Below are 23,450 nucleotides of genomic sequence, written 5' to 3' on the forward strand. Positions count from 1 at the left end.
GGGCTTCAGGTTACCCGACTTGTGCGCCAAAATCAAGCCGGTTGCTTTTGCCTGCAATGTTGCTTGCATTATTAATGGTCTTGAACGATATTTTTTGATATTATATATGGATATCTGATAAATCGTTATAAAAACAAGCCAGTTATCCTTTTTACCGGATTTTTGCGGGGGAAACACCATGGATATTGCTCTACAGGAAAACATTGCCACTCTGGAAACCTTGCGCAAGGAGGCCCTGCAGTGCGGGGGTGAAAAGCGCATCGAGGTTCAGCATCTCAAGGGCAAGCTCACCGCCCGGGAGCGCCTTGAGCTGCTGCTTGACGAAGGCTCCTTTGAAGAATTTGACATGCTTAAAACCGGACGGGGAAGCGCCATCGGCGATGAACGCACCTATCCGGGCGACGGAGTGGTGGCCGGCCACGGAACAGTGGAGGGCCGGGAAGTGTGCGTGTTCAGCCAGGACTTCACCGTCATCGGCGGCTCCCTGGGTGAAGCCCACTCCCAGAAAATCTGCAAGGTCATGGATCTTGCCGTGCGCGTGGGATGCCCCATTGTGGGTCTAAACGACTCGGGCGGAGCCCGGATTCAGGAAGGCGTGGATGCGCTGGCCGCATACGGCGAAATTTTTTACCGAAACGTCAAGGCCAGCGGTGTGGTCCCGCAGATTTCCTGCATCATGGGCCCCTGCGCCGGGGGCGCGGTCTACAGCCCCTCCATGACCGATTTCGTGTTCATGGTCCAGAATTCCTCCTACATGTTTGTCACCGGCCCCAACGTGGTCAAAACCGTCATCCACCAGGACATCACCTCCGAGGACCTGGGCGGGGCCGGGGTCCACGGCGCCAAATCCGGGGTCGCCCATTTCACCCAGCCCAATGACATTCTCTGCCTTCGCGAAGTCCGGCGCCTGATGAATTACCTGCCGTCAAACAACAAGCAGAAAGCCCCCCTGGTGGATTTCAGCGATCCGCCCGAGCGCACGGACCCGGCACTGGATTATCTGGTGCCGCCCAATCCCGGGCAGACCTATGACATGAATGTCCTGATCTACAGCATCCTGGACGGGGCCGAGTTCATGGAGGTCCACCCGGATTTTGCCAAAAACATCATCTGCGGATTCGGCCGTCTGGGCGGCCAGGTGGTGGGCTTGGTGGCCAACCAGCCCGCAGTGCTGGCCGGTGTGCTCGACAGTGACGCCTCCACCAAGGCGGCTCGTTTTGTGCGTTTCTGCGATGCCTTTAACATCCCCTTAATCAGCCTGGTGGACGTGCCCGGGTTCATGCCCGGCCCGGAACAGGAGCACGGCGGCATTATCCGGCACGGGGCCAAGCTGCTTTATGCCTTTATCGAGGCCACTGTGCCCAGAATTTCCGTGATCGTTCGCAAGTCTTACGGCGGTGCCTACCTGGTGATGAACTCCAAGCACATCCACTGCGATGTCAATTACGCCTGGCCATCGGCGGAAATCGCGGTCATGGGCCCCAAGGGCGCCTCAGAGGTCATCTACCGCAGAGAAATCCAGGCAGCAGATGATCCCGGGGCCGTACTGAGCGAAAAAATGGCCGATTACCGCAGACGGTTTGCCAATCCCTTTCTGGCGGCCCGGCGCGGATATATTGACGATGTGATTTTTCCCCGGGACACCCGCCATCAGCTGATCCGTACCCTGCAGTTTCTGGAAGGCAAAACAGTGGAAAAACCTGACCGAAAACATGGAAATATCCCCTTGTGAGGCCGCAAATGTTGAAAAAAATCCTGATTGCCAACCGCGGCGAAATCGCAGTGCGCATTTTAAGAACCTGCAAGAAACTCGGCATTGCCACGGTAGCGGTTTACTCGGAGCCTGACATGCGCAGCCAGCATGCGCTGGAAGCCGATGAGGCCGTTTTTCTCGGCGGCAGCACGGCTGCGGAATCCTATCTGGACATGGAAAAGATCCTGGGCGTTGCACAAAAGAAACAATGTGATGCCATCCATCCCGGTTACGGGTTTCTGTCTGAAAATCCAAAGTTTGCCCGGATGGCCGAAGAAGCCGGAATCACCTTTGTGGGCCCTTCAGCGGCCGCCATCGAGAAGATGGGTGACAAGGTGTCATCCCGGCATATTGCCGAAAAGGCCGGGGTCCCGGTTATTCCCGGCGGCACCGAACCCCTGGCCGACTTTGCCGCGGCCGGCCGGGCCGCCCAAGAAACCGGCTACCCCCTGATCCTCAAGCCCGCAGGCGGCGGGGGCGGCAAGGGCATGCGCATTGTGGAACAAAAAGAGGCCCTGGAACCGGCCTGGAATGCCAGCCGGGCAGAGGCCCAAAAAGCCTTTGGCGATGACCGGATTTTCATTGAGCGATACATTTCCCGGCCCCGTCACATCGAAATCCAGGTCATTGCCGACGGATTTGGAAACGCCCTGTACCTGGGAGAGCGGGAGTGCTCCATTCAGCGCCGCTACCAAAAGGTCATCGAGGAGGCCCCGGCCCCGGGTGTGGACGCGGCTCTGCGGGAAAAAATGGGGGCGGTGGCCTGCAGCCTGGTCCACCAGGCCGGCTACACCAATGCGGGCACCGTGGAATTTGTCATGGATGCCCAGGGCGAATTTTTCTTTCTGGAGATGAACACCCGCCTGCAGGTGGAGCACCCGGTCACGGAAATGGTCACCGGCCTGGATCTCGTGGAAATGCAGCTCGAAATTGCTGCCGGAAAGCCCCTGAAGTTGGCCCAGAAGGACCTGCAGATCAAGGGATGGGCCATTGAGGCCCGAATTTGCGCCGAGGACCCGGACAAAGCCTTTTTCCCGGCCACAGGCCTGGTGACCCGTTATGCCGAGCCCCGGGGCCGGCACGTGCGCGTGGACAGCGGTATTCATGCCGGAAGCCTGATCAGCGTGTTCTACGACTCACTGCTGGCCAAGATCATCTGCTGGGGCAAGACCCGGGAGCAGGCCAGAACGCGCCTGATCGGAGCATTAAACGGCTATCATATCGAAGGCGTGACAACAAACGTGGATTTTGTCAACCGGATTCTCAATCTCAAGGCCTTTTCGGACGGAAAGCTCACCACTGACTTCATCCCCGAGAACTTCGACGGCGCCGAAGCAAAGGATCCGCCGCCCCAAGAGCACCTCCGGCGTCTGGCCATGGCCGTGACCCTGATCTTTCACTGCAGAAATACGTTGATGCGTGAATCCTTAAAGCCCATGGTCTCGCCCATCGGCACCCGCATCCCGCCCCGGGAGCAGCACGAATACCGTGTCAAGTGCGGCGATGACGCCTTTGAGGTGAAATTGCGCCTCAATTCCGCGGAAAACAACTGGACTTTTTCCATAAACAGCCGGGACTACGATGTGACCCACCCGCCCCTGGAGTTTTACCGCCGCCGCCTGAAGCTGACCATAAACGGCCTGGTTCACCGGTTTATCATCCGTTTTGCCGGAAACTTCATCGCCGGGTCCTACTGCGGGGTGAACCGGATTTTCGAAATCTACACGCCCCGGGAATGGGAACTGGCCACACACATGCCCAGCCCGATCAAGCAGGTTTCCGAAAATGTCATCCGCTGCCCCATGCCTGGCCAGGTGGTCGAAGTCCGGATCAAGCCCGGAGAGCGGGTCTACAAGGGCCAGGAGGTGGCCATCCTGGAATCCATGAAAATGGAAAGCGGCGTGGCCTCTCCCAGAGACGGCATTGTCGACGAGGTCCGGGTAAAAAAACAGCAGACCGTGGAATCCGGCGACGTTTTGGTCACATTTGCCAAAGAACCGGCCTAAAATAAAATCTTATCCCCATTCTGTCCCAGGCCCCATGCCGGGGCGCAGAACACAACTGCGTCCCCGGCTGTTTTTTTCCTGCCGATGACTTTCTGACGATCACTTGCGTTTTTTTGAAAATTAAGGGTTGCATTTTTGAAAATTATGAGCATATTCTCACATACAAAATGAGACTATGCTCATTTGATATAGATTTTTCAAATCGACCCAAGGCGCTGGTATCCGATGATGACTGTAGCCAGAACACTTTATCCTCAGATTCATACAAAAAATATGGATACGGAAACAACACGGCAGATTTCCCCGGAATCCGCGGCAGCCATACTCGACAGCATTTCTGACGGGGTGTTTACCATTGATGAAAGCTGGCGGATCTCGGAATTTAACCGGGCCGCAGAGGAAATCACCGGGATTTCCCGACAGGAGGCCATTGGGAAACCCTGCTACGAGGTGTTTCGCGCCAGCATGTGCGAGGTGGACTGCGCCATGAAGCGCACCCTGAAAACCGGAGAACCTGAAATCAACCGTTCCGGATTCATCGTGGATGCAGAGGGTACCCGCATTCCTGTCAGTGTTTCCACGGCATTGCTAAGGGACAGCGCTGGCAAAATCATCGGAGGTGCGGAGACCTTCCGGGATCTAAGCCTCGTCGAAGCGCTGCGCAAGGAACTTTCCGGCAGATACCAGCTCGGTGACATGGTGAGCCGGAGCCCGGACATGCAGCAGATATTTGAACTGGCAGCCCAGGTAGCGGCGTCCACGAGCACGGTTTTGCTCCGGGGAGAGACCGGGACCGGCAAGGAGTTGCTGGCCCGTGCCGTCCACGGACTGAGCCCGAGAAACAAGGGGCCATTTATGGCGGTTAACTGCGGGGCTCTGCCGGATACGCTGCTGGAATCGGAATTGTTCGGCTACAAGGCTGGTGCGTTTACGGGCGCCAACCAGGACAAGCCCGGCCGGTTTGCCCGGGCCCAGGGGGGCACTCTTTTTCTTGATGAAATCGGCGATATCAGCCCGGCTTTACAGGTGCGCCTGCTGCGGGTGCTGCAGGAAAAACAGGTGGAGCCCCTGGGGGGAACCGCGCCCATAGACGTGGATGTGAGGGTGATTGCCGCCACCCACCGGGATCTGGAAAAAATGGTTGAAGCCGGAGAGTTCCGGCAGGACCTTTTTTACCGGATCAACGTGATCAAAATCGACATTCCGCCGCTGCGAAAGCGCAAGGAAGACATCCCGCTGCTGGTGGATCACTTTATCGGGCGGTTCAACCACATTCAGGCCAAGGCCGTCAAAGGCGTGACCGGCGAAGCCATGGGCCTGCTCATGACCCATGATTACCCGGGAAACGTCCGGGAACTGGAAAACCGTATCGAGCATGCATTCGTGCTATGCGAAAATGGATGGATCGAACCCCGGCACCTGCCGGAGGGTTGCGGCGGGATCAAATCCTCGGGCAGCACGGCAGCCAACTTCCAGGATGCGGTCAATGCCTTCGAGGCCCAGCTGATTCGGGAAGCCATGCGGGAAAACGGGTACAACAGGCTGAAAACAGCCCGCAATTTGGGCATTCACAAAACAACCCTGTTTCGGAAAATGAAATCCCTGGGTATTGCATTCCCCGAATACGACGGGCGCAATCGAATGGCGGAATAAATTGCAAAACTGCAACACCGTAATTGAATACAAATGCACGACTGCAGCCCAAAAGAAATCCGAAAGTATCTGCATCATTGGATAACAATCTGTAATAACGATAATATTTTATCAACCGGCGCAAATGGCATGCATTATGCTTCAGTCTCAAAAGACTGGAGGTGAAACGGCAATGAAGGTTGCCCTGGCAGTATGGAACGGCAGAATATCCCCGGTATTTGATGTATCCCGGCAACTGCAGATTATGGATGTGCAAGACGGCCGGGTGGTCAATCGCGTTACCGTGCATTTTGCAAACGATCACCCCGTGCACAAGGTGCAGCGGCTGCTTGACATGGAAGTTGACATTCTGCTCTGCGGGGCGGTTTCCCGTCAAATGGCCGCCGTCCTGGATTCTTATGGAATCCGGCGGCATGATTTCATTGCCGGCGATATTCGGGAAGTCGTTGATGCCTATATCCGGGGCGCCCTTCCCAGTGCCGAGATGAGCATGCCGGGTTGCTTTTCCAGGCGCAACCGGAGACGCGCCAAAAACCGAAAAGGAAAGAGACAAAAATGAAAATCGCGGTTTCTGCAACAGGCAACACACTGGACTCAGATCTGGACGCACGATTTGGCCGCGCGGCCTGCTTTATTGTCGTGAACCCGGAAGACCTTACTTTCGAGGTGGTCGAAAACACCCAGAATCTCAACGCCGCCCAGGGCGCCGGCATTCAGGCAGCCAAAACCGTTGCCGACCAGGGGGTCAACGCGGTGCTGACGGGCAATTGCGGACCAAAGGCGTATGCCGTTCTGGAACAGGCCAAAATCCCGGTTATCACGGGCCTTTCAGGCAGTGTCAAGGAAGCGGTGGAACAATACAAAAAAGGCGGACTTGCCGCTGCAGCCGGGCCCAATGTAAACGGCCACTGGATGTAACCAACACAACAAGCAAGGAGAATGTATATGAAATTTGCCATTCCTCTGGCAAACGGCAAACTGACGGCGCACTTCGGCCATGCTCAGGAATTTGCACTCATTTCAACGGAAAACAATCAGGTGCAGGACAAGCAGTTCCTGGTACCGCCCCCGCATGAACCGGGTGTGCTGCCCAAATGGCTGGCCGACCAGCAGGTGGATGTGGTGCTTGCCGGGGGCATGGGCGGCAAGGCCATTGATCTGTTTTCCCGGGCCGGAATCCGTGTGGTTACCGGTGCCCCGGTGGATGAACCCGAGCTCTTGGTGGCCCAATATCTCAACAGTTGCCTGGAAACAGGAGACAATGCATGTTCCGGCGGTGGCGGCGATAAAGAAGGCCACCAGTGCCGGCATTGAAAATAAAGGATTTACCCATGATTATCAGCGTGGCAAGCGGCAAGGGCGGAACCGGCAAGACAACCGTGGCAACCAGCCTCGCCCTGGCCATCGGCAATTCAGCACAATTAATGGACTGTGACGTGGAAGCGCCCAATGCACACCTGTTTCTCAAACCCGTACTGGAACCGGAAGAAAGTGTATTTATGCCGGTGCCCGTGGTGGATGAGGACAAGTGTACCATGTGCGGGCTGTGTGCGGAAATCTGCCAGTTCAACGCCATTATCACCATTGCCGATACCGTAATGACATTTCCCGAACTCTGCCACGGATGCGGGGGATGTCAGGCAGTGTGCCCGGCAGGGGCGATCGGGGAAGGCAAAAGAACCATTGGCATTATCGAGCATGGCCGTTGCAATGACCTGGAGTTTGTCCACGGACGCCTCCGCATCGGCGAAGCCATGGCACCTCCCTTAATCCGGCAGATCCGTTCCCGCATCAAACCGGAGAAAACAGCCGTCATCGACGCCCCGCCGGGCACTTCCTGCCCGGTCATCGCTGCTGTCCAGAACACGGATTTTGTTGTCCTGGTCACCGAGCCCACACCCTTTGGGTTAAACGACCTGCAGCTGGCCGTGGAAACCATGAAAATTCTTGAAATTCCCTGCGGCGTGATCATCAACCGCTCGGATATCGGAGACGACCGGGTGGCAGATTACGCAGCCGCCGAAAACCTCCCGGTTTTAATGGAGATCCCTTATGAACGGGGCATTGCAGAGGCCTATTCCCGGGGCGAACCCCTGGTGGAAAGTTTTCCGCAATGGCGGCAACGGTTTGCCACGCTCTATGAAAAGATTTGCCAACTTGCGACCGGGAGGGAACAATGAAGGAACTGGTGGTCATCAGCGGAAAAGGCGGCAGCGGAAAGACCAGCATCACAGCGGCTTTGTCCCAGCTGGCCCAAAAGCCCGTGCTCTGCGATGCAGACGTGGATGCAGCCGACCTGCACCTGATCCTGTCACCGAAGATCAGGGAAAGCCAGGAATTTATGGCCGGGCACACGGCATCCATCGTCAAAGAACGGTGTACCGAATGCGGCAAATGCCTGGAATTGTGCCGGTTTAATGCCATAAACGCGGATTTTGTGGTGGATCCCGTATCCTGCGAGGGCTGCGGGGTCTGCTATTATTTCTGCGACGACAAGGCCATTGATTTTCCGGAAAACCATTCCGGCAACTGGTACATATCCGACACCCGCTACGGCACCATGGTCCATGCGCGCCTGGGCATTGCCGAGGAAAATTCCGGCAAGCTGGTCAGCCTGGTGCGCAAGAAGGCAGCCCAGATTGCCGAAACAGAAGGCCGTGACCTGGTGCTCACAGATGGTCCGCCCGGAATGGGCTGTCCGGTAATTGCCGCCATCGGCGGGGCAGCCGGGGTATTGATTGTCACCGAACCCAGCCTGTCGGGCCGCCATGACATGCAGCGGGTGGTGGAACTGGCCCGCCACTTTTCCGTGCCGGCAATGCTTTGTATCAACAAGTATGATTTAAATGAGTCCATTTCCCGGGAAATCCGGCAGTACGCCAAAGACAATCAAGTGCCCTGCGTGGGCCAGATTCCCTTTGATCCGGCCATGACCAAATCCATGGTCCAGGCCCGGACCCTGTTTGAATATGATGACAAAGCCCCGGCCTGCCAGGCCGTGCGCGAAGTCTGGGAGGAAGTGGGCAACTATATGGCCTAAATCCCGGGTCAGGTGTTCAAAGTTCAAGGTTCAAAGTTCAGGAATCACGGGCTCAGGGTTTAAACTTCTGCCGGAAACAGGCATTTAGAAAATGCTTGTTTCCGGTTTTTGTTTTCTGTAGAAAAAAGATTTCCGCATTTTATGGTAATAAAATTTGACGTGCCCGTAAAAAGTCAATTTTGAGATGGCGCCGTAAAAGTTCAAGACCAAGGCTTGCGCAATTTTGAAGAATGCAGTGCACTTAGCTGTACGTGAAATTCTGAAAAATCATGCGTAACGCCGATATTGAACTTTTACGGTGCCATCAATTTTGCTTCTTTGCTGAAGGAAAAAAATTGCCTCTCACCCGCCAGCAAAAAGCTTATGTCTATGCCGGGGCCACGGTTTTGCTGTGGTCCACGGTGGCCTCTGCGTTCAAGCTGTCTTTGGGCCATTTCCATCCCCTGCAGCTGCTGTTGTGGGCCGATGTGTTCTCCATTTTATGTTTGGGGGCCGTGCTGGGGGTTTCCGGCAGATTCCGACTGCTGGCGGCCTACTCAAAAAAAGACCTTTGGCGGGCCGCCGGCCTCGGGGCGTTAAACCCGTTTTTGTACTACGTGATCCTGTTTGCCGCCTATGACCTGCTGCCGGCCCAGGAGGCCCAGCCCTTAAACTACACATGGGCCATTACCCTTTCGCTTCTGGCCATCCCCCTGCTCAAACAACCCGTCGGCGTCCGGGAACTGGCGGCCATTTTCATCAGCTACCTGGGCGTAATTATCATCTCCACCCGGGGCGACCCCCTGGCAATGCAGTTTTCAAGTGGTCCGGGCGTGGCCCTGGCCCTGGGCAGCACCGTGGTCTGGGCCCTGTACTGGATTTACAGCACCCGGGACCACCATGATCCGGTGGCCGGGCTGTTTTTGAATTTCGTTTTTGCCCTGCCCCTTATCCTGGTGACCTGCACCCTTTTTTCCGATCCCCGGCCGGCTTCGGTTCCCGGACTGATCGGGGCGGCATATGTGGGCGTATTTGAGATGGGCATTACCTTTGTGCTGTGGTTAAACGCTTTGAAATTAACCCAAAGCACCTCCCGGATCAGCACCCTGATCTTTTTTTCGCCGTTTCTTTCCCTGGTCTTTATCCACCTGCTGGTGGGTGAAATGATCCGGATATCCACGATTGCCGGATTGGTGCTGATTGTGGCCGGCAGCCTGCTGCAGCGGACATCTGCGCCGAAAAGCGCTCATTGATATTGACTCCCGGGCCCGGGTTCGCTAAGAACAGCTATTGCAGTTTATGAACCCGACTTATAAAAACAAGACCAATTCAAGAAAGGAGAGGGGATATGAAAAAATTGCTGTTTTTGGTGCTGGCCGGTATTGTGGCCGCAACCACCGCCCCGGCGCTTGCCCAGGACACCATCAAAATCGGACTCATGTGCCCCCTGACCGGGTCCTGGGCCGCAGAGGGCAAGGACATGAAGCAAATCGTGGAACTGCTGGCCGACCAGGTCAATAACGAAGGCGGCCTGCTGGGAAAACAGGTAAAGGTGGTCATTGGTGATGACGGCGGCGATCCGCGCACTGCCGCCCTGGCCGCCCAGCGCATGGCCACCCGGGATGTGGCCGCTGTGGTCGGCACCTATGGATCATCGATTACCGAAGCTTCCCAGAACATTTACGCCTCGGCCAACATCATCCAGGTGGCAAACGGATCCACTGCCGTACGCCTGACGGAAAAGGGCCTGCCCTATTTTTTCCGCACCTGCCCGCGCGATGACGAACAGGGACGGGTGGCGGTCAAAACCCTTCTGGATTCGGGTTATGAAAACATCGCGATTCTCCACGACAACACCACATACGCCAAGGGCCTGGCAGACGAAGCCAAAAAACTGCTGGATAAAGAAGAAGATGTCAACATCGTATTCTTTGACGCCCTGACACCGGGCGAACAGGATTACGGTACCATTTTGAGCAAAATGAAAACCAAGGATCCGGACGTGGTCTTTTTTACCGGTTATTACCCGGAAGCCGGGCTCATGCTTCGCCAGAAAATGGAAAAAGGCTGGGATGTGCCCTTTATCGGCGGCGATGCCACCAACAACCCGGATCTTGTCAAAATTGCCGGCAATAAAGCGGCAGAGGGCTTCCGTTTTCTGTCCCCGCCCGTGCCCGGCGATCTGCCCACCAAGGAGGCCCGGGAATTTCTGGATGCCTATGAAGCCAGGTACCAAAGCACACCGGGTTCCATCTGGGCGGTGCTGGCCGGCGACGGATTCCGGGTAATCGTTGAGGCCATCAGGCAAACTGAAAGCACTGACACCCAAAAAATGGCTGATTACCTGCACGATGAAATGGAAGGCTTTCCCGGACTGACCGGCGATATCGCCTTTAACGAAAAAGGCGACCGCATCGGCGATGTCTACCGGGTTTACCGGGTGGATGCGGACGGCAACTTCGTGCTCATGGAGTAACCCGGAATTGGAGCAATTTTTCACACAGCTGACAAACGGGTTGGCCGTGGGCGGAATCTACGCCCTGATTGCCCTGGGCTACACCATGGTCTACGGGGTGTTAAAGCTCATTAATTTCGCCCACGGCGACCTGTTTACCATCGGCGCCTATCTTGGCCTGACCCTGCTCACATCCCTGTCACTGACCGACCACATTGGCGGTGCCGCCGGGGTTATTTTGCTGGCAGTAATGGCCATGGGGCTTGTGGGCATCATCGGCATTCTGCTGGACCGGGCCGCATACAAGCCCCTTCGCACATCCCCGCGGCTCTCGGCGGTGGTGTCAGCCCTGGGCGCCTCCATTGTGCTTTCCAACACGGTGATGCTGGTCTACGGACCGTCTACCCGGGTTTATCCCCAGGGACTGCTGCCCAGCCAGGTTTTTTACATCTTCGGCCTGCCCATACCGGTGATGCGCTTTGTGATTCTGGGCGCATCCATTGCCCTGATGATCGGGCTTTACGTGTTTATCCAGCGCACCAAAATCGGCACAGCCATACGGGCTGCAGCCATTGACCAGGATGCGGCCCGGCTCATGGGCATTAACGTGGACCGGGTGATCATGCTGGTGTTTTTCATCGGCCCGGCCCTGGGCGGGGCCGCCGGCGTAATGGTGGGGCTTTACTACGGCCAGATCACATTTACCATGGGCTGGGTCTACGGCTTAAAAGCCTTTACCGCAGCCATCCTCGGCGGCATCGGAAACATTCCCGGCGCCATGGTGGGCGGCCTGCTGCTGGGTGTGATCGAGGCACTTGGGGCCACCTATATCTCCATGGCATGGAAGGACGCCATTGCCTTTTTCGTACTGATACTGATTTTAATCGTCCGGCCCACGGGCCTGCTGGGTGAACGGGTGGCGGAAAAAATATGAAACCTGCGGCCGGACGAATCAAAAAACCCGCATATGGGGCCATCATTCTGCTGTGGCTAATCGCGCCGCTGTTTATCGGCAAATACTGGACCGACGTGTTAAACAACGTGGCCATCTATGCCCTGCTGGGCCTGTCGTTAAACATTATCCTGGGCTACGGGGGCATGTTTCACATGGGGCATGCCGCCTTTTACGCCATTGGCGCATACACGACCGCCATTATCAACACCGCATGGGGGGTGCCGGTTTTGTGGCTCATGCCCCTTGCCGGGCTGGCTGCAGGGCTTTTCGCCCTGGTGGTGGCCCGTCCCATTATTCACCTGCGGGGCGATTATCTGCTGATTGTCACCATCGGCATGGTGGAAATCGTGCGCATTGCCCTGATCAACAACGTATTTGACATCACCGGCGGGGCCAACGGGATTTTCGGGATCTCCAGTCCCACCGTTTTCGGATTCCGAATCAACGGGATTGTGGCTCCGGCCCATTATTTTTACCTGGTCACCGCTTTTCTGGCCATTACCATCGTGTTGTTCTATCTGCTGGAAAATTCACGCTTCGGCCGGGCGCTGAAATTTTTGTGCTCTGATGAAGTGGCCGCCGAAGGCTCGGGCATCAACACCGCCGGGTACAAACTGGCCGCTTTTGTCATCGGCGCGGTCTGGGCCGGCATGACCGGCACCCTGTATGCCTCCAAGATGGGATTTATCTCTCCGGAGTCCTTTTCCTTCTGGGAATCAGTGGTGATGTTTATGATCGTGATCCTTGGCGGGTCCGGCAATATTGCCGGCGTACTGCTGGGCGCGGCACTGATCATCGGATTGCCGGAAATTTTCCAGGGGCTTCAGCAATACCGCCTGCTGATTTTCGGCCTGGCGTTGATGATCATGATGATTTTCCGGCCCCAGGGCATTCTCCCGCCCAAACCCCGAAGCTATCCCATTGACAAGCTGGAAAAAAATGAGGTGTCTTTGTGAGCCTGCTTCAGGTGGACAATCTCACCAAGCGATTCGGCGGGCTGCTGGCGGTTGACAGTGTCAGCTTCGCAGTTCCCCGGGGAGCGGTGTTCGGTCTGATCGGACCCAACGGGGCCGGCAAGACCACGGTGTTTAACCTGATTACCGGCAACTATGAGTCCAACAGCGGCTCGGTTTCCTTTGACAGCCGGGATATTACGGGCCGGCCCACTCACTGGATCGTGGCAGCGGGCATTGCCCGGACCTTTCAAACCATCCGGCTGTTTGCCAACATGTCAGTGGTTGAAAACGTGCTGGCCGGATGCCACTGCCGGATGCGCTCCGGGCCGGTGGCTTCCATGCTTCGGCTGCCGCGCCAGCACAAGGAAGAACGCCAGGCCCTGGCCAAGTCCATGGCAGAACTGGAGTTCGTTGGGCTTTTTGACCAGGCCGAAAATCTGGCGCGCAATCTTTCCTACGGCAATCAGCGGCTTCTGGAAATCGGCCGGGCACTTGCCTCGGATCCGCAACTGATCATTTTGGATGAACCGGCCGGCGGCATGAACGAGCTGGAAACCGCCGCTTTGGTTTCCCTGATTGCCAGGATCCAGGCCCGGGGCATCACCGTGCTTTTAATCGAACACGACATGAGCTTGGTCATGAAGGCATGCGAACACCTGGTGGTGCTGGAATACGGCAAAAAAATCGCCGAGGGCCCGCCCGCGGAAATCAAGAAAAACCCCCTGGTGATCGAGGCTTACCTGGGCAGCGATGATGAAGACTTTTAAACCAATCGGCAAGGGACCTTATGCTGGAAGTCAAAAACCTGCATGTCTCCTACGGTAACGTACAAGTCCTCCACGGCATTGAGCTTTCCGTGAACCAGGGGGAAATCGTCACGCTGCTGGGAGCCAACGGGGCAGGCAAATCCACCACTTTAAATACCATCTGCGGGCTGGTGCGTCCCACCGCAGGAGAAATCCATTTTGACGGTGAACCCATCCACAAACTGCCCGCATTTAAAATCGTGACCAGAAAAATCACCCAGGCCCCGGAGGGCCGCCGGATATTCGGCACACTCACGGTTCAGGAAAACCTGGATCTCGGGGCATTTACCTCCAAAAACCAGCAGCGGATCAAAAAAAGCCTGGACTGGATACTGGAACTGTTTCCGCGGCTGGCCGAACGCCGGGACCAGCTGGCCGGCACCCTTTCAGGCGGGGAGCAGCAGATGCTGGCCATTGGCCGGGCTTTGATGTCGAATCCAAGGCTGCTTTTGCTTGACGAACCCAGCCTTGGACTGGCCCCGGTTCTGGTTCGCCAGATTTTTCAAACCATCCGCCAGATCAACGAGGCCGGGGTCACAGTGGTGCTGGTGGAGCAAAACGCCCGGGTCGCTCTGAAACTGGCCACCCGGGGCTATGTCATGGAAGTGGGCCATATTGTCATGGCCGATTCCGCCGCAGCCCTGCTGGAAAATCCCGATGTGGTGCAGGCCTATCTGGGCGCCGCAGACCTGTGATCAATCCATTCACCGGGCGATTTTGATGGCTGCGGCCGCAACAACCCCCCAGATCCAGTTGAAAAACAGCACAAATACCGGCGTCAGCGTGCCCAGCGCCATGCCCCCCATGCCCTTTCCCGCATCCGGAAAAATCACCAGCAGCTGAACAATGGTGGGCAGCAGGCTCAGCAGGCTGCCCTTTAACACCAGGTTAGACCGAAACAGGGGAAGAACAAACACCAAGCCCCAGATCCCGCCCCAGACAATGCGGGCGTAAAGCCACTGGGCGCTTAGTGCCGGGGCAATGGCCACCCCGGCGGCTTTTGTGATACCGATATCCCCGAAAAACCACACCACCAGGCTGTTTGCCACAGCCCCGATACAGCCTGCGGTAAAATATATAAACAGATTTTTCATTTTTGCTTCCTTATTGACTGTAGCGATTCTGAATTGATGAAACTTGATGGCGCCGTAAAAAGTCCAATATCTGCGTTACGCGCAATTTCTCAGAATTTCACGTACGGCTAAGTACGCTGCATTCTTCGAAATTGCGCAAGCCTTGATCTTGAACTTTTTATGGCACCATCTGAAATCAGACTTTTTACGAAGGCATCAACACTTAATCACTTAAAACTTAACACTGCCTGTAAAAAAGACTTTTTACAGGCTCATCAAATTTAACGCCGGGACAAATCTGAAATGGGACGCAGACGATTCCGAATATTTCCGGTTTCAACGGCTTCCATGAAATCCTCGGCCAGGTGACGGCCCTGGTCAACGACCTGGCGCCAGCAGTCCATTCGCTTGTCATCCTGTCTGGCAAAAGTGTAGAAATCGTTTCTGTCGGCAATCTTGCCCATGGGCAACCGGGTGACAAAATCCGCAGACGGGGTGATCATCAGGACATTGTCCATGAGGGAAAAATCAGGCCTGCGCCAGAACACCTGCTTGTCGAGCCACCCGGGCACAAGTTTTTCGGCATAATGGGGAAACAAAACGATTCCTTCGCCCCCCGGCTGAAGATCAATATTGAGATGATAGTCCAGAATCCCGCCGTCACGGTACATGCCGGCCGGAGCGCCGGGAATGTTTTTTATGCCCGACATGAGCATGGGAATCGAGCCGGAGGCCATCAGGGCCGCTTTGAGATTGCTTTTGTCCAGGACCACCCGGCGTATGGGAAATCCGTTCATCCTGAAAAAAGGCGGGCGCTGACGGGAATCATAAAACAGGGTCCGCTCGAAAAACAATCCCAGCCCCCTGCGGGATACGGCATTGGCCGCCGCTGCAAGCCCCAGTCCCGGTATCAGGCGGGATTTGCGGTCCGTGCCGGTCATCTTCCGGCACCGCACCGCCAGGATACTGAGCCGGAATGCGGGATTGGACAGAATCTGCTCCGGGCCGTCGCCGCCCAGCAATTCGTCCAGGATGCGTTCGAGTTCCGCATCAATGATTTCCGGCGGGGGGTTGTCCGGATAAGCCTGCTGCATGTAGGCTTTTTCAAACCGTGCTATGGCCGCCACGGGGTCTTTCTGACAGGCGGCGGCAAAGCGCCAGGCCCCGATGGAGGCGCCCACAAGAAAAAGCGGAGCTTTGCGGGCAGCCAGCCAGTTGCCGAATATGGCCCGGTCCAGCCGGTTTAATACCAACCACTTGGGTCCGCCCGCAGCGCCGGCCATGACCTGCACATCTCCGGCAGACAGGCCCAGGCGCCGAATCTTCTCATATGCTTTTTTCCCTGCCCAGAAAGTCAGGGGCTGTTTTGTCATTTTATTTGCTTTCAGTTCGGTCATACATGGTGCAAACCCGGTTCTTACCGCGCTTTTTGGCTTCATCCAGGGCCAGATCCCCCATGCGCATCAGCTCGTTTAAATCCGTGTAAGCATCCTGTCTGGCCGCAACCCCGATGCTGACCGTCAAATCCGGCTTCATGCCAAAGTTCTGCATCCGGATATCGGCCACGGCCCGGCGTAATCGCTCGGCCGCAGCACAGGCCGCTTCCAGGTCCGTGCGGGGAAGAATAACCGCAAACTCCTCGCCGCCCATGCGACCGGCGAGATCATTTTCCCGGATGGTGTTGCGAATCTGATCGGCCACTGCCTTTAACACCAGATCCCCGGTTTCGTGTCCCAGTGCATCATTTACATTCTTGAAATGGTCCACATCAATAATCAAAAGCGAAACCGGCGTGCCATAGCGCCCGGCCTGTGCCACATCACGGTGGGCCTGGCGGAGAAAGGCCCGGCGGTTGGAGATGCCGGTCAAGTCATCCGCGGTTGCCAGTTTATCGAGCTGCCCCTGAAAACGATTGATCACCAGGGCATTGATCACGAGCACCAGAGCCGTAACCATCAGGCTGATCAACAGGTTCCGGTAAAGACGGTATCTCAGCGTCCGTACTGTCGTGTCCGTGTTTTGTCCCGCAGGCGCTTCCTGGCGGCTGTCAAGGCTGATCCGGGCCGAAGAGCCACGCGCCGCACTGTTTTCCAGGCAGGCCTTGCTGGTATAATAACCAGACAGGCAAACCGATAAAAACCCGGCCAAAAGAATCAGGCCGAGGAAACTGTTGAGTCTGGTTTTAATGCTTAAATGCGGCAATTCCTGCTCCGTTGTATTTCATGTAAACAATCCCGCGTAGTATCCACCCGTTATCGCATCCGGCTTCAGACAAGGCCTTTGAGATAGTTTTGCCGCTTTTCCTCCGGAAATTTTTCAATGGCATACCGCAGCATGGTACGGGGCATTTCTCGACAATGGGATTTTAAAAACGTCTCTTCCACGGCCATGTCCCGTTTGCCGATTTCCCGGAGCATCCAGCCCACAGCCTTTTGAATCAGATCCTCATTGTCGCTGACAAGGATTTCGGCTATTGCCAGGGCATCGGTGAAATCATTTTCCCGGATATAGGGCCAGGTGGCAATCATGGATATGCGCCGTTCCCACAGCAGATCCGAGGCCGCCAGTTCATAAAGGGGCCAGCGGCTGCGCTCCCGCAGGTATGCCCCGGGTATCTGTCCGGCCGAAGCATCCACCAGATCCCAGCTGTTGATGTGTTCCGTGTGGGCCATGTAAAGATTGTAAATGGCAGTACGGTCCTCAAGGGAACCCTTGGCAAACTGCCGGATCAAAATCAACAGCGCCAGCATCCGGGCTTCATGATACGGAGTGCGCAGCAGACGGCCCGCATCGTGGATATGAAGGGCGCGGTGTTTTCCAGCAATTTTACGCAATTCAGGCACCCGGATTCCCAGAAACCGGTCCTGCTCACCGTATTGTCCCCTTGCGGTCTTGAAAAACCGCTGAAGCCCTGCAGCGGCTTCCGGGTCTGCAAGGGCATGCAACTCTGCCATCAAGACAGACGCATCTGCGGGTTGGTAACTCATGGTCAAACACTTTCGGCTGCGGTTTGTTTCAAGTTTCCTGCATACCTTTTTCCGCCCAAAAAATCAACCGGTTGTTGATTACCCCGGCAAAATTATTGGCTTTTGCTAAAAATACTTGACATCCGAAAGCAGGGTCCCCTATTTTGAGCATAGTCCCAGTTACAAGAAAAACTTTTTCAGCAACCATTTTTATGAGGCCCTGGCAAAAAGGACCAAAAAGGAGGCTTTGCGGATATGGCAGACGAACCCATCAAACTTGGCGGCGCCAAGAAAAGCATCTTCATGGACAAGGTCAAGCAGATCCTGCCCGAGGAGGGCAACCTGGATCTGTGCCTGACCTGCGGTGCATGCGCTTCAGGATGCCCGGCCACCGGCCTGGAAGGACTTGATCCCAGAAAGTTTCTCCGCATGGCGGCACTGGGCATGGACGAGGAGATCAAAAGCACGCCGTGGGTATGGATGTGCACCATGTGCCAGCGGTGTATCTACGTATGCCCCATGAAAATCAACATCCCCCAGCTTGTTTTTTATGCACGGGCAAGCTGGCCAAGGGATCAGCGGCCCAAAGGAATCCTGGGCTCCTGCGACCTCGCCCTGAAGGTGGATACCTGCAGTGCCATGGGCGCATCAGGAGAGGATTTTGAATTTGTGGTCGAGGACGTCCTGGAAGAGTACAAGGAAGCCCAGCCGGAATTTGCCGACATGGAGGCGCCTATTGACAAGCAGGGCGCGGAATTCTTCTTAAACCAGAACTCCCGGGAACCGGTCACCGAACCCGACGAGATGGTCCCCCTCTGGAAGATCCTCCACCTTGTGGGTGCCAACTGGACATACGGCTCAAAGGGCTGGGGCGGGGAAAACTACTGCATGTTTCTGGCCGATGATGACGCATGGAAGCACATCATCCAGACCTCCACGGACAAGGCCCATGAACTGGGGTGCAAAACGTTTCTCAATACCGAATGAGGCCACGTCACATTCGCAGTCCGGGCCGGACTGCAAAAGTTCAACATCGAGCACCAGTTTGAAGTCAAAAACATCTACGAATACTATGCCAAATGGATTCGCGAGGGCAAGCTCAAGGTCAATTCCGACTGGAACAAGGACCTGAAGGTCAAATTCACCATACAGGATCCCTGCCAGATCGTTCGCAAAAGCTACGGTGATGCCATTGCCGATGATCTGCGCTATGTTGTCAAATCCTGTGTTGGAGAGGAAAACGTCATTGACATGACCCCCAACCACTCCAACAACTTCTGCTGCGGGGGCGGCGGCGGCTTTCTCCAGTCGGGATACAAGGATGAACGCCTGGAATTCGGCAAAATCAAGGACGACCAAATCCAGGCCACCAAGGCGGGCTACTGCATTGCCGGCTGCCATAACTGCCATGCCCAGATCCATGAACTGAGCGAACATTACGGCGGCCATTACGGCGTGGTCCATCTCTGGACCATTATCTGCCTGTCGCTGGGGATTCTCGGACCCAATGAAAGAACCTATCTTAACGATGATTTAAAAGAGGTCAACGTGTTTCACCCGGAGACAGCCATGATGTAGGGGCCCACGCATTGAACAAAAAGGGGCGATGAAATGAACGACAAAACACTGCCCGGCATAGAGGAACTGCGGCGGCGGCGGAAGCAGGCGCTGGAAAAAACAGAGAAAGCCGTATCCGCCCGCCCCGAGCAGTACCGGCAAATCAAGCGCCTGGTCGAGGATGTCCTGGCCCGGCCGGTGGAAATATCCGAATACTACCGGATTGCCAGGGATCTGAGCCGGTTGTTGGAGCAGTTAAATGCATCGTCTCCAGGGTCGTTGTTTGCCTATTACCATGAAAACATTGCCCCGGAACGCAAAGGCGATGTCCGTTATTTCAAAATGATGTGCACGGACCTGAGAAACCAGATTCATCATCTGGATCAGTTCCGCCGGAGCCGGCACAATATCAGGATCGTGCAGTAAAATTTCTTTGGTGAAAAAAACACCCGGGCAACAGGGCTTGCAAACCCTGCCCGGGTGTTTTATGCTTGGGGCCATGAAAAAATCAAAAAAAAAACCCAAGCACAAAAAGGAAAACGCCATTGGCCTGGCCTGGTATTCCCGGCAGCAATGGGAGATCCTCAAGCAGGTGGCCGATGATGCCGAAAGCCTGGCACCGACGTTTGCCCGGTGGGAGACCAATGCGGAAAACGCGGCCAGAATGCTGCGCCAGTCCGGCTATGCGGTTGAAATCGTGGACATTGATGTCACCGAGCTTCTCCAGTGGTGCAAATCCAATAACCGCCCTTTGGACGGAGAGGCCAGAAGCGACTTTGTGGAAGAAAAAATCCAGGACAGCCGCTTTGCCCGCAGGCCTGGCGCCAAAGACCGGACATAACATTTGATGACGCCGTAAAAAGTCCAATATCTGCGTTACGCGCAATTTCTCAGAATTTCACGTACGGCTAAGTACGCTGCATTCTTCGAAATTGCGCAAGCCTTGATCTTGAACTGTTTACGGCGCCATCTGAAATCAGACTTCCAAGGAAGTCCAAGGGCGGGGTCGGTTTGTAAGCGACATTGAGTGTTTACGGAAAAATTCAGCAAATGCCGGAGCTAAAAAATTTCAAACTGTTTGAGGCCAACAGGCCGAGTTTTTGAAATTTTAAGCGAAGGCATTGGCTGAATCCGTAAACGGTCAGGAGCGAAAAAACTGACCCCGGCCGCAGGGCTTCCTTCCTGCAACAACAGCGGACGCGGTAAAAAGCTTTTTACGGTACCATCACATTTAAAAAAAACAGAAATCCAACTCCATGAACCATTTGCAAAAAAACCCGGCCCGTCCCATCTGGGAGGATCCGGATACCGGAAAAATTTACATCATTGACCAGAGACAACTGCCGCATCAGATGGTTGTATCCGAACTGGCAGACGTGGATGACGTCATTTTTGCCATCTGCGAAATGATGGTCAGGGGTGCGCCTTTAATCGGGGTCACCGGGGCCTACGGGGTTTACCTGGCCTTTGCCGCCAATACTTCAGACCCGGATGAAGCCGCACAACAGGCCCGGCGCATTCGACGGGCCCGGCCCACAGCTGTCAACCTGGCCTGGGCCGTGGATCAGACCCTTGAAAAAGCCCTGGCCGCAGACAAGCAGGACCGTGCAAAAGCCGCCCGGCAGCATGCTGCCGCCATTGCCGGGCTGGAGGCGGAAAACTCCAGGTTAATCGGCGAACACGGCCTGCCGCTGATTGCCGAAATCGCGGAAAAAAAGCCCGGGCAGCCGGTCAATATCCTGACCCACTGCAATGCCGGCTGGCTGGCCTGCATTGCCCACGGCACGGCAACAGCCCCGATATACCAAGCCCATAGGCAGGGCATCAACGTGCACGTTTGGGTGGATGAAACCCGGCCCTTAAACCAGGGGGCACGGCTCACGGCATGGGAACTGGGTGCCGCGGGTGTGGCCCACACGGTGATCACCGACAATGCCGGGGGACACCTGATGCAAAAGGGTCTTGTTGACCTGGTGATCGTGGGCACCGACCGCACAACATACACCGGTGATGTGGCCAACAAGATCGGCACCTATTTAAAGGCCCTGGCCGCCCGGGACAACGGTATTGCCTTTTATGTGGCCCTTCCCTCGTCCACATTTGACTGGCAGATCCGCGACGGTGTGGGCCAAATCCCCATAGAGACACGCGACTCCGACGAAGTGCGCTACATGCCCGGGGTGGAAAAAAACAAAACGCATCTGCTGCTGCCCGAAGACAGCCAGGCGGCCAATTATGCTTTTGACGTCACCCCGGCACGCCTGGTCACGGGCTTTATCACCGAAAAGGGAGTGTGCCCGGCCGAAGAAACTGCCATCAAGACCCTTTTTCAAAAACACAGCCGATAGCCCAAAAATCATAAAACCCTTGACTTGCCAGGCTGCAGCCGGTTAGGTAAAAGTCCATGCTAAACGATCTGGAAAAAAAAGTAGTGGCCGCCATCCAGGGAGATATCCCGGTATCGGCCCGGCCGTACCGGGATATTGCCGAACGCATTGGTTCAGACGAAGAAACCGTTCTTTCCGTTTTGGACAATCTGCACCAGAGGGGGCTGATCCGGCGGTTCGGGGCCACCCTGCGCCACCAGAAATCCGGTTTTACAGCCAATGCCATGGTGGCCTGGCAGGTGGCGGAAAGCCGGGTGGATGCGGTGGGCGAGAAAATGGCCCAGAACCCGGCCGTGTCCCACTGCTACCGGCGCAATGCCCATGAAAAATGGCCATATAACCTCTATACCATGATCCATGCCAATGACCGCAAAACCTGCCATGATTTGGCCCGCCAGCTTTCCGGGCAGACCGGGGTCACCGACTACACCCTTTTGTTTTCCAACCGTGAACTAAAAAAAACCTCCATGGTTTATTTTGAAGATGAGCTTGATACGGAAGAATAATTTGCCCCAACCTCCCTTGCTTCCATGACCGCTGCTGCCCACATCCTTTGCATCAATCCCTGGATTCATGATTTTGCGGCCTATGATTTCTGGGCCCGGCCCCTGGGCCTTCTTTACCTGGCCGGTCTGCTGCGGGATCACGGATGCCGGGTCACGTTCATCGACTGTCTGGACCGGTTCCATCCCCGGCACCCCCAAACTGACCCGGCAGCCAGATGCGGCCGGGGTCCTTACCGCAAAACCCCCATTGCCAAACCCGAACGCCTGATGGACGTGCCCAGGCGTTATTGCCGCTACGGGGCTGATCCCGAATGGATTACCGCGGATCTCCGGGCCGCGGGGCAGCCGGACATGGTTCTGGTCACCTCCCTGATGGCCTACTGGTACCCGGGGGTGGCTGAAACCATTGCCGCGGTCAGATCGGTTTATCCGAAAGTGCCTGTTGTGCTCGGCGGGGTGTATGCGACCCTGTATCCGGCGCATGCAGCCCGGGCCACAGGGGCGGACAGGGTCATCTGCGGCCACGGGGAACAGGCGGTTTTTGACGCGCTGGAAGCTTACACCGGCTGGTGCATCCGGCCAAAGACGGATCTTGGAGACATCAATGCCCTGCCCCGGCCCGCCCTGGACCTGCAGCGCGGCCTGCCGTTTGTGCCGGTGCGCACATCCCGGGGATGTCCGTTTTCATGTGATTACTGCGCAAGCAGCCTGATTGAGCCGCGCCTTGAAAAGCGCAATCCCGAAGAGGTGGTTGCTGAAATCCGGTCATGGCACAAGTGGTGCGGGGTCAGGGACGTAGTGTTCTATGATGACGCCCTGCTGGTCAATGCGGAAAAACATGCGGACATCATTTTTGACATGCTTGCAGGCTCGGGCATGGACCTGCGCCTGCATACGCCCAATGCCCTGCATGTGCGAAACATCACGGCAAAAACCGCAAAGCGCATGCATGCCGCAGGCATGCAAACGTTGCGCCTGGGCGTGGAGACAACCGATTTTGAAAAAAGGGGAATGGACCACAAGGTGGGGGCGGAAGAATTTTTCCGGGCTGCGGCATATCTCAGGGAGGCGGGGTTTTCGAGGAAACACATGGGCGCCTACCTGCTGGCCGGCCTGCCGAACCAGAATCCCACAGAGGTGGAAGCCTCCATTGACGGGGTCAAGGCCGCGGGCATCACCCCGGTCATTGCCTGGTATTCCCCCATTTTGGGCACAAAAATGTGGGATGCGGCTTGCGCCGCATCCCGTTATGATCTGGCTGCAGATCCGCTGCTGACCAACAATGCGGTCATGCCCTGTTTGCCGGCCTTTTCATGGGAGCTGGCCGCGCGGTTCAAGGACCGTATCCAAAAATGATA

At 56.1% G+C, this 23,450-nt stretch carries 25 protein-coding genes; 20 read left to right on the forward strand and 5 right to left on the reverse strand.

The features are described 5' to 3' along the window. Nucleotides 1–178: 178 nt before the first annotated feature. The 14 genes from HNR65_RS14120 (at nt 179) to HNR65_RS14185 (ending at nt 14,298) form a co-directional block, all read left to right on the forward strand. Entirely contained in the window at nt 179–1,732 is a 1,554-nt protein-coding gene (locus HNR65_RS14120; RefSeq protein ID WP_181552163.1) for an acyl-CoA carboxylase subunit beta, read from the forward strand. 8 nt (nt 1,733–1,740) lie between these two features. Next, the gene (locus tag HNR65_RS14125) at nt 1,741–3,759 is read left to right on the forward strand and encodes an acetyl/propionyl/methylcrotonyl-CoA carboxylase subunit alpha (protein WP_181552164.1); all 2,019 of its coding nucleotides are present in this window, start codon (nt 1,741–1,743) and stop codon (nt 3,757–3,759) included. A 273-nt stretch (nt 3,760–4,032) separates the two neighbouring features. Then, nucleotides 4,033–5,412: a sigma-54 interaction domain-containing protein gene (locus tag HNR65_RS14130; RefSeq protein ID WP_181552165.1), complete on the forward strand. Its 1,380-nt coding sequence runs from the start codon at nt 4,033–4,035 to the stop codon at nt 5,410–5,412. A gap of 172 nt (nt 5,413–5,584) precedes the next feature. Next, nucleotides 5,585–5,971: a NifB/NifX family molybdenum-iron cluster-binding protein gene (locus tag HNR65_RS14135; protein ID WP_181552166.1), complete on the forward strand. Its 387-nt coding sequence runs from the start codon at nt 5,585–5,587 to the stop codon at nt 5,969–5,971. Then, nucleotides 5,968–6,330 (forward strand): NifB/NifX family molybdenum-iron cluster-binding protein, encoded by a 363-nt coding sequence (locus tag HNR65_RS14140; protein ID WP_181552167.1) that lies wholly within the window; start codon nt 5,968–5,970, stop codon nt 6,328–6,330. Before HNR65_RS14135 ends, HNR65_RS14140 begins: the two co-directional genes overlap by 4 nt. A 27-nt stretch (nt 6,331–6,357) precedes the next feature. After that, nucleotides 6,358–6,726, forward strand: coding sequence for a NifB/NifX family molybdenum-iron cluster-binding protein (locus HNR65_RS14145; RefSeq protein WP_181552168.1), 369 nt, complete (start codon nt 6,358–6,360; stop codon nt 6,724–6,726). A 17-nt stretch (nt 6,727–6,743) separates the two neighbouring features. After that, nucleotides 6,744–7,592: a P-loop NTPase gene (locus HNR65_RS14150; protein ID WP_181552169.1), complete on the forward strand. Its 849-nt coding sequence runs from the start codon at nt 6,744–6,746 to the stop codon at nt 7,590–7,592. Continuing rightward, nucleotides 7,589–8,452 carry an ATP-binding protein gene (locus HNR65_RS14155; protein ID WP_181552170.1) on the forward strand — a complete coding sequence of 288 codons (864 nt, stop codon included), beginning with the start codon at nt 7,589–7,591 and terminating at the stop codon, nt 8,450–8,452. The genes HNR65_RS14150 and HNR65_RS14155 overlap by 4 nt, the downstream gene beginning before the upstream one ends. A 335-nt stretch (nt 8,453–8,787) precedes the next feature. Beyond that, nucleotides 8,788–9,684 (forward strand): DMT family transporter, encoded by an 897-nt coding sequence (locus tag HNR65_RS14160; RefSeq protein WP_232364786.1) that lies wholly within the window; start codon nt 8,788–8,790, stop codon nt 9,682–9,684. Between the two features lie 95 nt (nt 9,685–9,779). Beyond that, nucleotides 9,780–10,907, forward strand: a complete 1,128-nt coding sequence (locus tag HNR65_RS14165) for a branched-chain amino acid ABC transporter substrate-binding protein (RefSeq protein WP_181552172.1) — start codon at nt 9,780–9,782, stop codon at nt 10,905–10,907. Nucleotides 10,908–10,914: 7 nt separating this feature from the next. Then, nucleotides 10,915–11,820: a branched-chain amino acid ABC transporter permease gene (locus HNR65_RS14170; RefSeq protein WP_181552173.1), complete on the forward strand. Its 906-nt coding sequence runs from the start codon at nt 10,915–10,917 to the stop codon at nt 11,818–11,820. Next, nucleotides 11,817–12,797, forward strand: a complete 981-nt coding sequence (locus HNR65_RS14175) for a branched-chain amino acid ABC transporter permease (RefSeq protein WP_181552174.1) — start codon at nt 11,817–11,819, stop codon at nt 12,795–12,797. The genes HNR65_RS14170 and HNR65_RS14175 overlap by 4 nt, the downstream gene beginning before the upstream one ends. After that, nucleotides 12,794–13,564, forward strand: coding sequence for an ABC transporter ATP-binding protein (locus HNR65_RS14180; RefSeq protein ID WP_181552175.1), 771 nt, complete (start codon nt 12,794–12,796; stop codon nt 13,562–13,564). Before HNR65_RS14175 ends, HNR65_RS14180 begins: the two co-directional genes overlap by 4 nt. Before the next feature lie 20 nt (nt 13,565–13,584). Then, the gene (locus HNR65_RS14185) at nt 13,585–14,298 is read left to right on the forward strand and encodes an ABC transporter ATP-binding protein (protein WP_181552176.1); all 714 of its coding nucleotides are present in this window, start codon (nt 13,585–13,587) and stop codon (nt 14,296–14,298) included. 9 nt (nt 14,299–14,307) lie between these two features. On the opposite strand, the gene HNR65_RS14190 is transcribed toward HNR65_RS14185, so the two are convergent. The 5 genes from HNR65_RS14190 to HNR65_RS14210 all read right to left on the reverse strand — a co-directional run bounded on the left by HNR65_RS14190 (nt 14,308) and on the right by HNR65_RS14210 (nt 17,850). Then, nucleotides 14,308–14,697, reverse strand: coding sequence for a hypothetical protein (locus HNR65_RS14190; RefSeq protein ID WP_181552177.1), 390 nt, complete (start codon nt 14,695–14,697; stop codon nt 14,308–14,310). A 260-nt stretch (nt 14,698–14,957) separates the two neighbouring features. Next, on the reverse strand, nt 14,958–16,049 hold the full coding sequence (locus tag HNR65_RS14195; RefSeq protein WP_181552178.1) for a patatin-like phospholipase family protein: 1,092 nt from the start codon (nt 16,047–16,049) through the stop codon (nt 14,958–14,960). A 1-nt stretch (nt 16,050) separates the two neighbouring features. Further along, nucleotides 16,051–16,878, reverse strand: a complete 828-nt coding sequence (locus tag HNR65_RS14200) for a GGDEF domain-containing protein (RefSeq protein ID WP_181552179.1) — start codon at nt 16,876–16,878, stop codon at nt 16,051–16,053. Nucleotides 16,879–16,943: 65 nt separating this feature from the next. Further along, nucleotides 16,944–17,630 carry a DNA alkylation repair protein gene (locus tag HNR65_RS14205; protein ID WP_220128401.1) on the reverse strand — a complete coding sequence of 229 codons (687 nt, stop codon included), beginning with the start codon at nt 17,628–17,630 and terminating at the stop codon, nt 16,944–16,946. A 61-nt stretch (nt 17,631–17,691) separates the two neighbouring features. Next, the gene (locus tag HNR65_RS14210) at nt 17,692–17,850 is read right to left on the reverse strand and encodes a hypothetical protein (RefSeq protein ID WP_181552181.1); all 159 of its coding nucleotides are present in this window, start codon (nt 17,848–17,850) and stop codon (nt 17,692–17,694) included. Nucleotides 17,851–17,897: 47 nt separating this feature from the next. On the opposite strand from HNR65_RS14210, the gene HNR65_RS14215 reads away from it, so the two are divergent. The 6 genes from HNR65_RS14215 (at nt 17,898) to HNR65_RS14240 (ending at nt 23,448) form a co-directional block, all read left to right on the forward strand. Further along, the gene (locus tag HNR65_RS14215; RefSeq protein WP_181552182.1) at nt 17,898–19,220 is read left to right on the forward strand and encodes a (Fe-S)-binding protein; all 1,323 of its coding nucleotides are present in this window, start codon (nt 17,898–17,900) and stop codon (nt 19,218–19,220) included. Between the two features lie 33 nt (nt 19,221–19,253). Then, the gene (locus HNR65_RS14220) at nt 19,254–19,625 is read left to right on the forward strand and encodes a hypothetical protein (RefSeq protein WP_181552183.1); all 372 of its coding nucleotides are present in this window, start codon (nt 19,254–19,256) and stop codon (nt 19,623–19,625) included. Nucleotides 19,626–19,698: 73 nt separating this feature from the next. Next, the gene (locus HNR65_RS14225; RefSeq protein WP_181552184.1) at nt 19,699–20,040 is read left to right on the forward strand and encodes a hypothetical protein; all 342 of its coding nucleotides are present in this window, start codon (nt 19,699–19,701) and stop codon (nt 20,038–20,040) included. A gap of 415 nt (nt 20,041–20,455) precedes the next feature. Beyond that, complete coding sequence (gene mtnA, locus HNR65_RS14230) at nt 20,456–21,547, forward strand: S-methyl-5-thioribose-1-phosphate isomerase (protein ID WP_181552185.1); 1,092 nt, start codon at nt 20,456–20,458, stop codon at nt 21,545–21,547. 56 nt (nt 21,548–21,603) lie between these two features. Further along, nucleotides 21,604–22,092 (forward strand): siroheme decarboxylase subunit beta, encoded by a 489-nt coding sequence (gene ahbB, locus HNR65_RS14235; protein WP_181552186.1) that lies wholly within the window; start codon nt 21,604–21,606, stop codon nt 22,090–22,092. Between the two features lie 24 nt (nt 22,093–22,116). Further along, entirely contained in the window at nt 22,117–23,448 is a 1,332-nt protein-coding gene (locus tag HNR65_RS14240; RefSeq protein WP_181552187.1) for a B12-binding domain-containing radical SAM protein, read from the forward strand. The last annotated feature ends 2 nt before the right edge of the window (nt 23,449–23,450 follow it).

It is taken from the genome of Desulfosalsimonas propionicica, from assembly GCF_013761005.1.
GTDB lineage: Bacteria > Desulfobacterota > Desulfobacteria > Desulfobacterales > Desulfosalsimonadaceae > Desulfosalsimonas > Desulfosalsimonas propionicica.

What these genes read in the sequence shown, in the direction of transcription:
- HNR65_RS14120 (WP_181552163.1), top strand. Translation starts at nt 179, where the DNA reads ATGGATATTGCTCTACAGGAAAACATTGCCACTCTGGAAACCTTGCGC.
- HNR65_RS14125 (WP_181552164.1), top strand. Translation starts at nt 1,741, where the DNA reads ATGTTGAAAAAAATCCTGATTGCCAACCGCGGCGAAATCGCAGTGCGC.
- HNR65_RS14130 (WP_181552165.1), top strand. Translation starts at nt 4,033, where the DNA reads ATGGATACGGAAACAACACGGCAGATTTCCCCGGAATCCGCGGCAGCC.
- HNR65_RS14135 (WP_181552166.1), top strand. Translation starts at nt 5,585, where the DNA reads ATGAAGGTTGCCCTGGCAGTATGGAACGGCAGAATATCCCCGGTATTT.
- HNR65_RS14140 (WP_181552167.1), top strand. Translation starts at nt 5,968, where the DNA reads ATGAAAATCGCGGTTTCTGCAACAGGCAACACACTGGACTCAGATCTG.
- HNR65_RS14145 (WP_181552168.1), top strand. Translation starts at nt 6,358, where the DNA reads ATGAAATTTGCCATTCCTCTGGCAAACGGCAAACTGACGGCGCACTTC.
- HNR65_RS14150 (WP_181552169.1), top strand. Translation starts at nt 6,744, where the DNA reads ATGATTATCAGCGTGGCAAGCGGCAAGGGCGGAACCGGCAAGACAACC.
- HNR65_RS14155 (WP_181552170.1), top strand. Translation starts at nt 7,589, where the DNA reads ATGAAGGAACTGGTGGTCATCAGCGGAAAAGGCGGCAGCGGAAAGACC.
- HNR65_RS14165 (WP_181552172.1), top strand. Translation starts at nt 9,780, where the DNA reads ATGAAAAAATTGCTGTTTTTGGTGCTGGCCGGTATTGTGGCCGCAACC.
- HNR65_RS14175 (WP_181552174.1), top strand. Translation starts at nt 11,817, where the DNA reads ATGAAACCTGCGGCCGGACGAATCAAAAAACCCGCATATGGGGCCATC.
- HNR65_RS14185 (WP_181552176.1), top strand. Translation starts at nt 13,585, where the DNA reads ATGCTGGAAGTCAAAAACCTGCATGTCTCCTACGGTAACGTACAAGTC.
- HNR65_RS14190 (WP_181552177.1), bottom strand. Translation starts at nt 14,697, where the DNA reads ATGAAAAATCTGTTTATATATTTTACCGCAGGCTGTATCGGGGCTGTG.
- HNR65_RS14195 (WP_181552178.1), bottom strand. Translation starts at nt 16,049, where the DNA reads ATGACAAAACAGCCCCTGACTTTCTGGGCAGGGAAAAAAGCATATGAG.
- HNR65_RS14205 (WP_220128401.1), bottom strand. Translation starts at nt 17,630, where the DNA reads ATGGCAGAGTTGCATGCCCTTGCAGACCCGGAAGCCGCTGCAGGGCTT.
- HNR65_RS14210 (WP_181552181.1), bottom strand. Translation starts at nt 17,850, where the DNA reads ATGGTTGCTGAAAAAGTTTTTCTTGTAACTGGGACTATGCTCAAAATA.
- HNR65_RS14220 (WP_181552183.1), top strand. Translation starts at nt 19,254, where the DNA reads ATGAACGACAAAACACTGCCCGGCATAGAGGAACTGCGGCGGCGGCGG.
- HNR65_RS14225 (WP_181552184.1), top strand. Translation starts at nt 19,699, where the DNA reads ATGAAAAAATCAAAAAAAAAACCCAAGCACAAAAAGGAAAACGCCATT.
- mtnA (WP_181552185.1), top strand. Translation starts at nt 20,456, where the DNA reads ATGAACCATTTGCAAAAAAACCCGGCCCGTCCCATCTGGGAGGATCCG.
- ahbB (WP_181552186.1), top strand. Translation starts at nt 21,604, where the DNA reads ATGCTAAACGATCTGGAAAAAAAAGTAGTGGCCGCCATCCAGGGAGAT.
- HNR65_RS14240 (WP_181552187.1), top strand. Translation starts at nt 22,117, where the DNA reads ATGACCGCTGCTGCCCACATCCTTTGCATCAATCCCTGGATTCATGAT.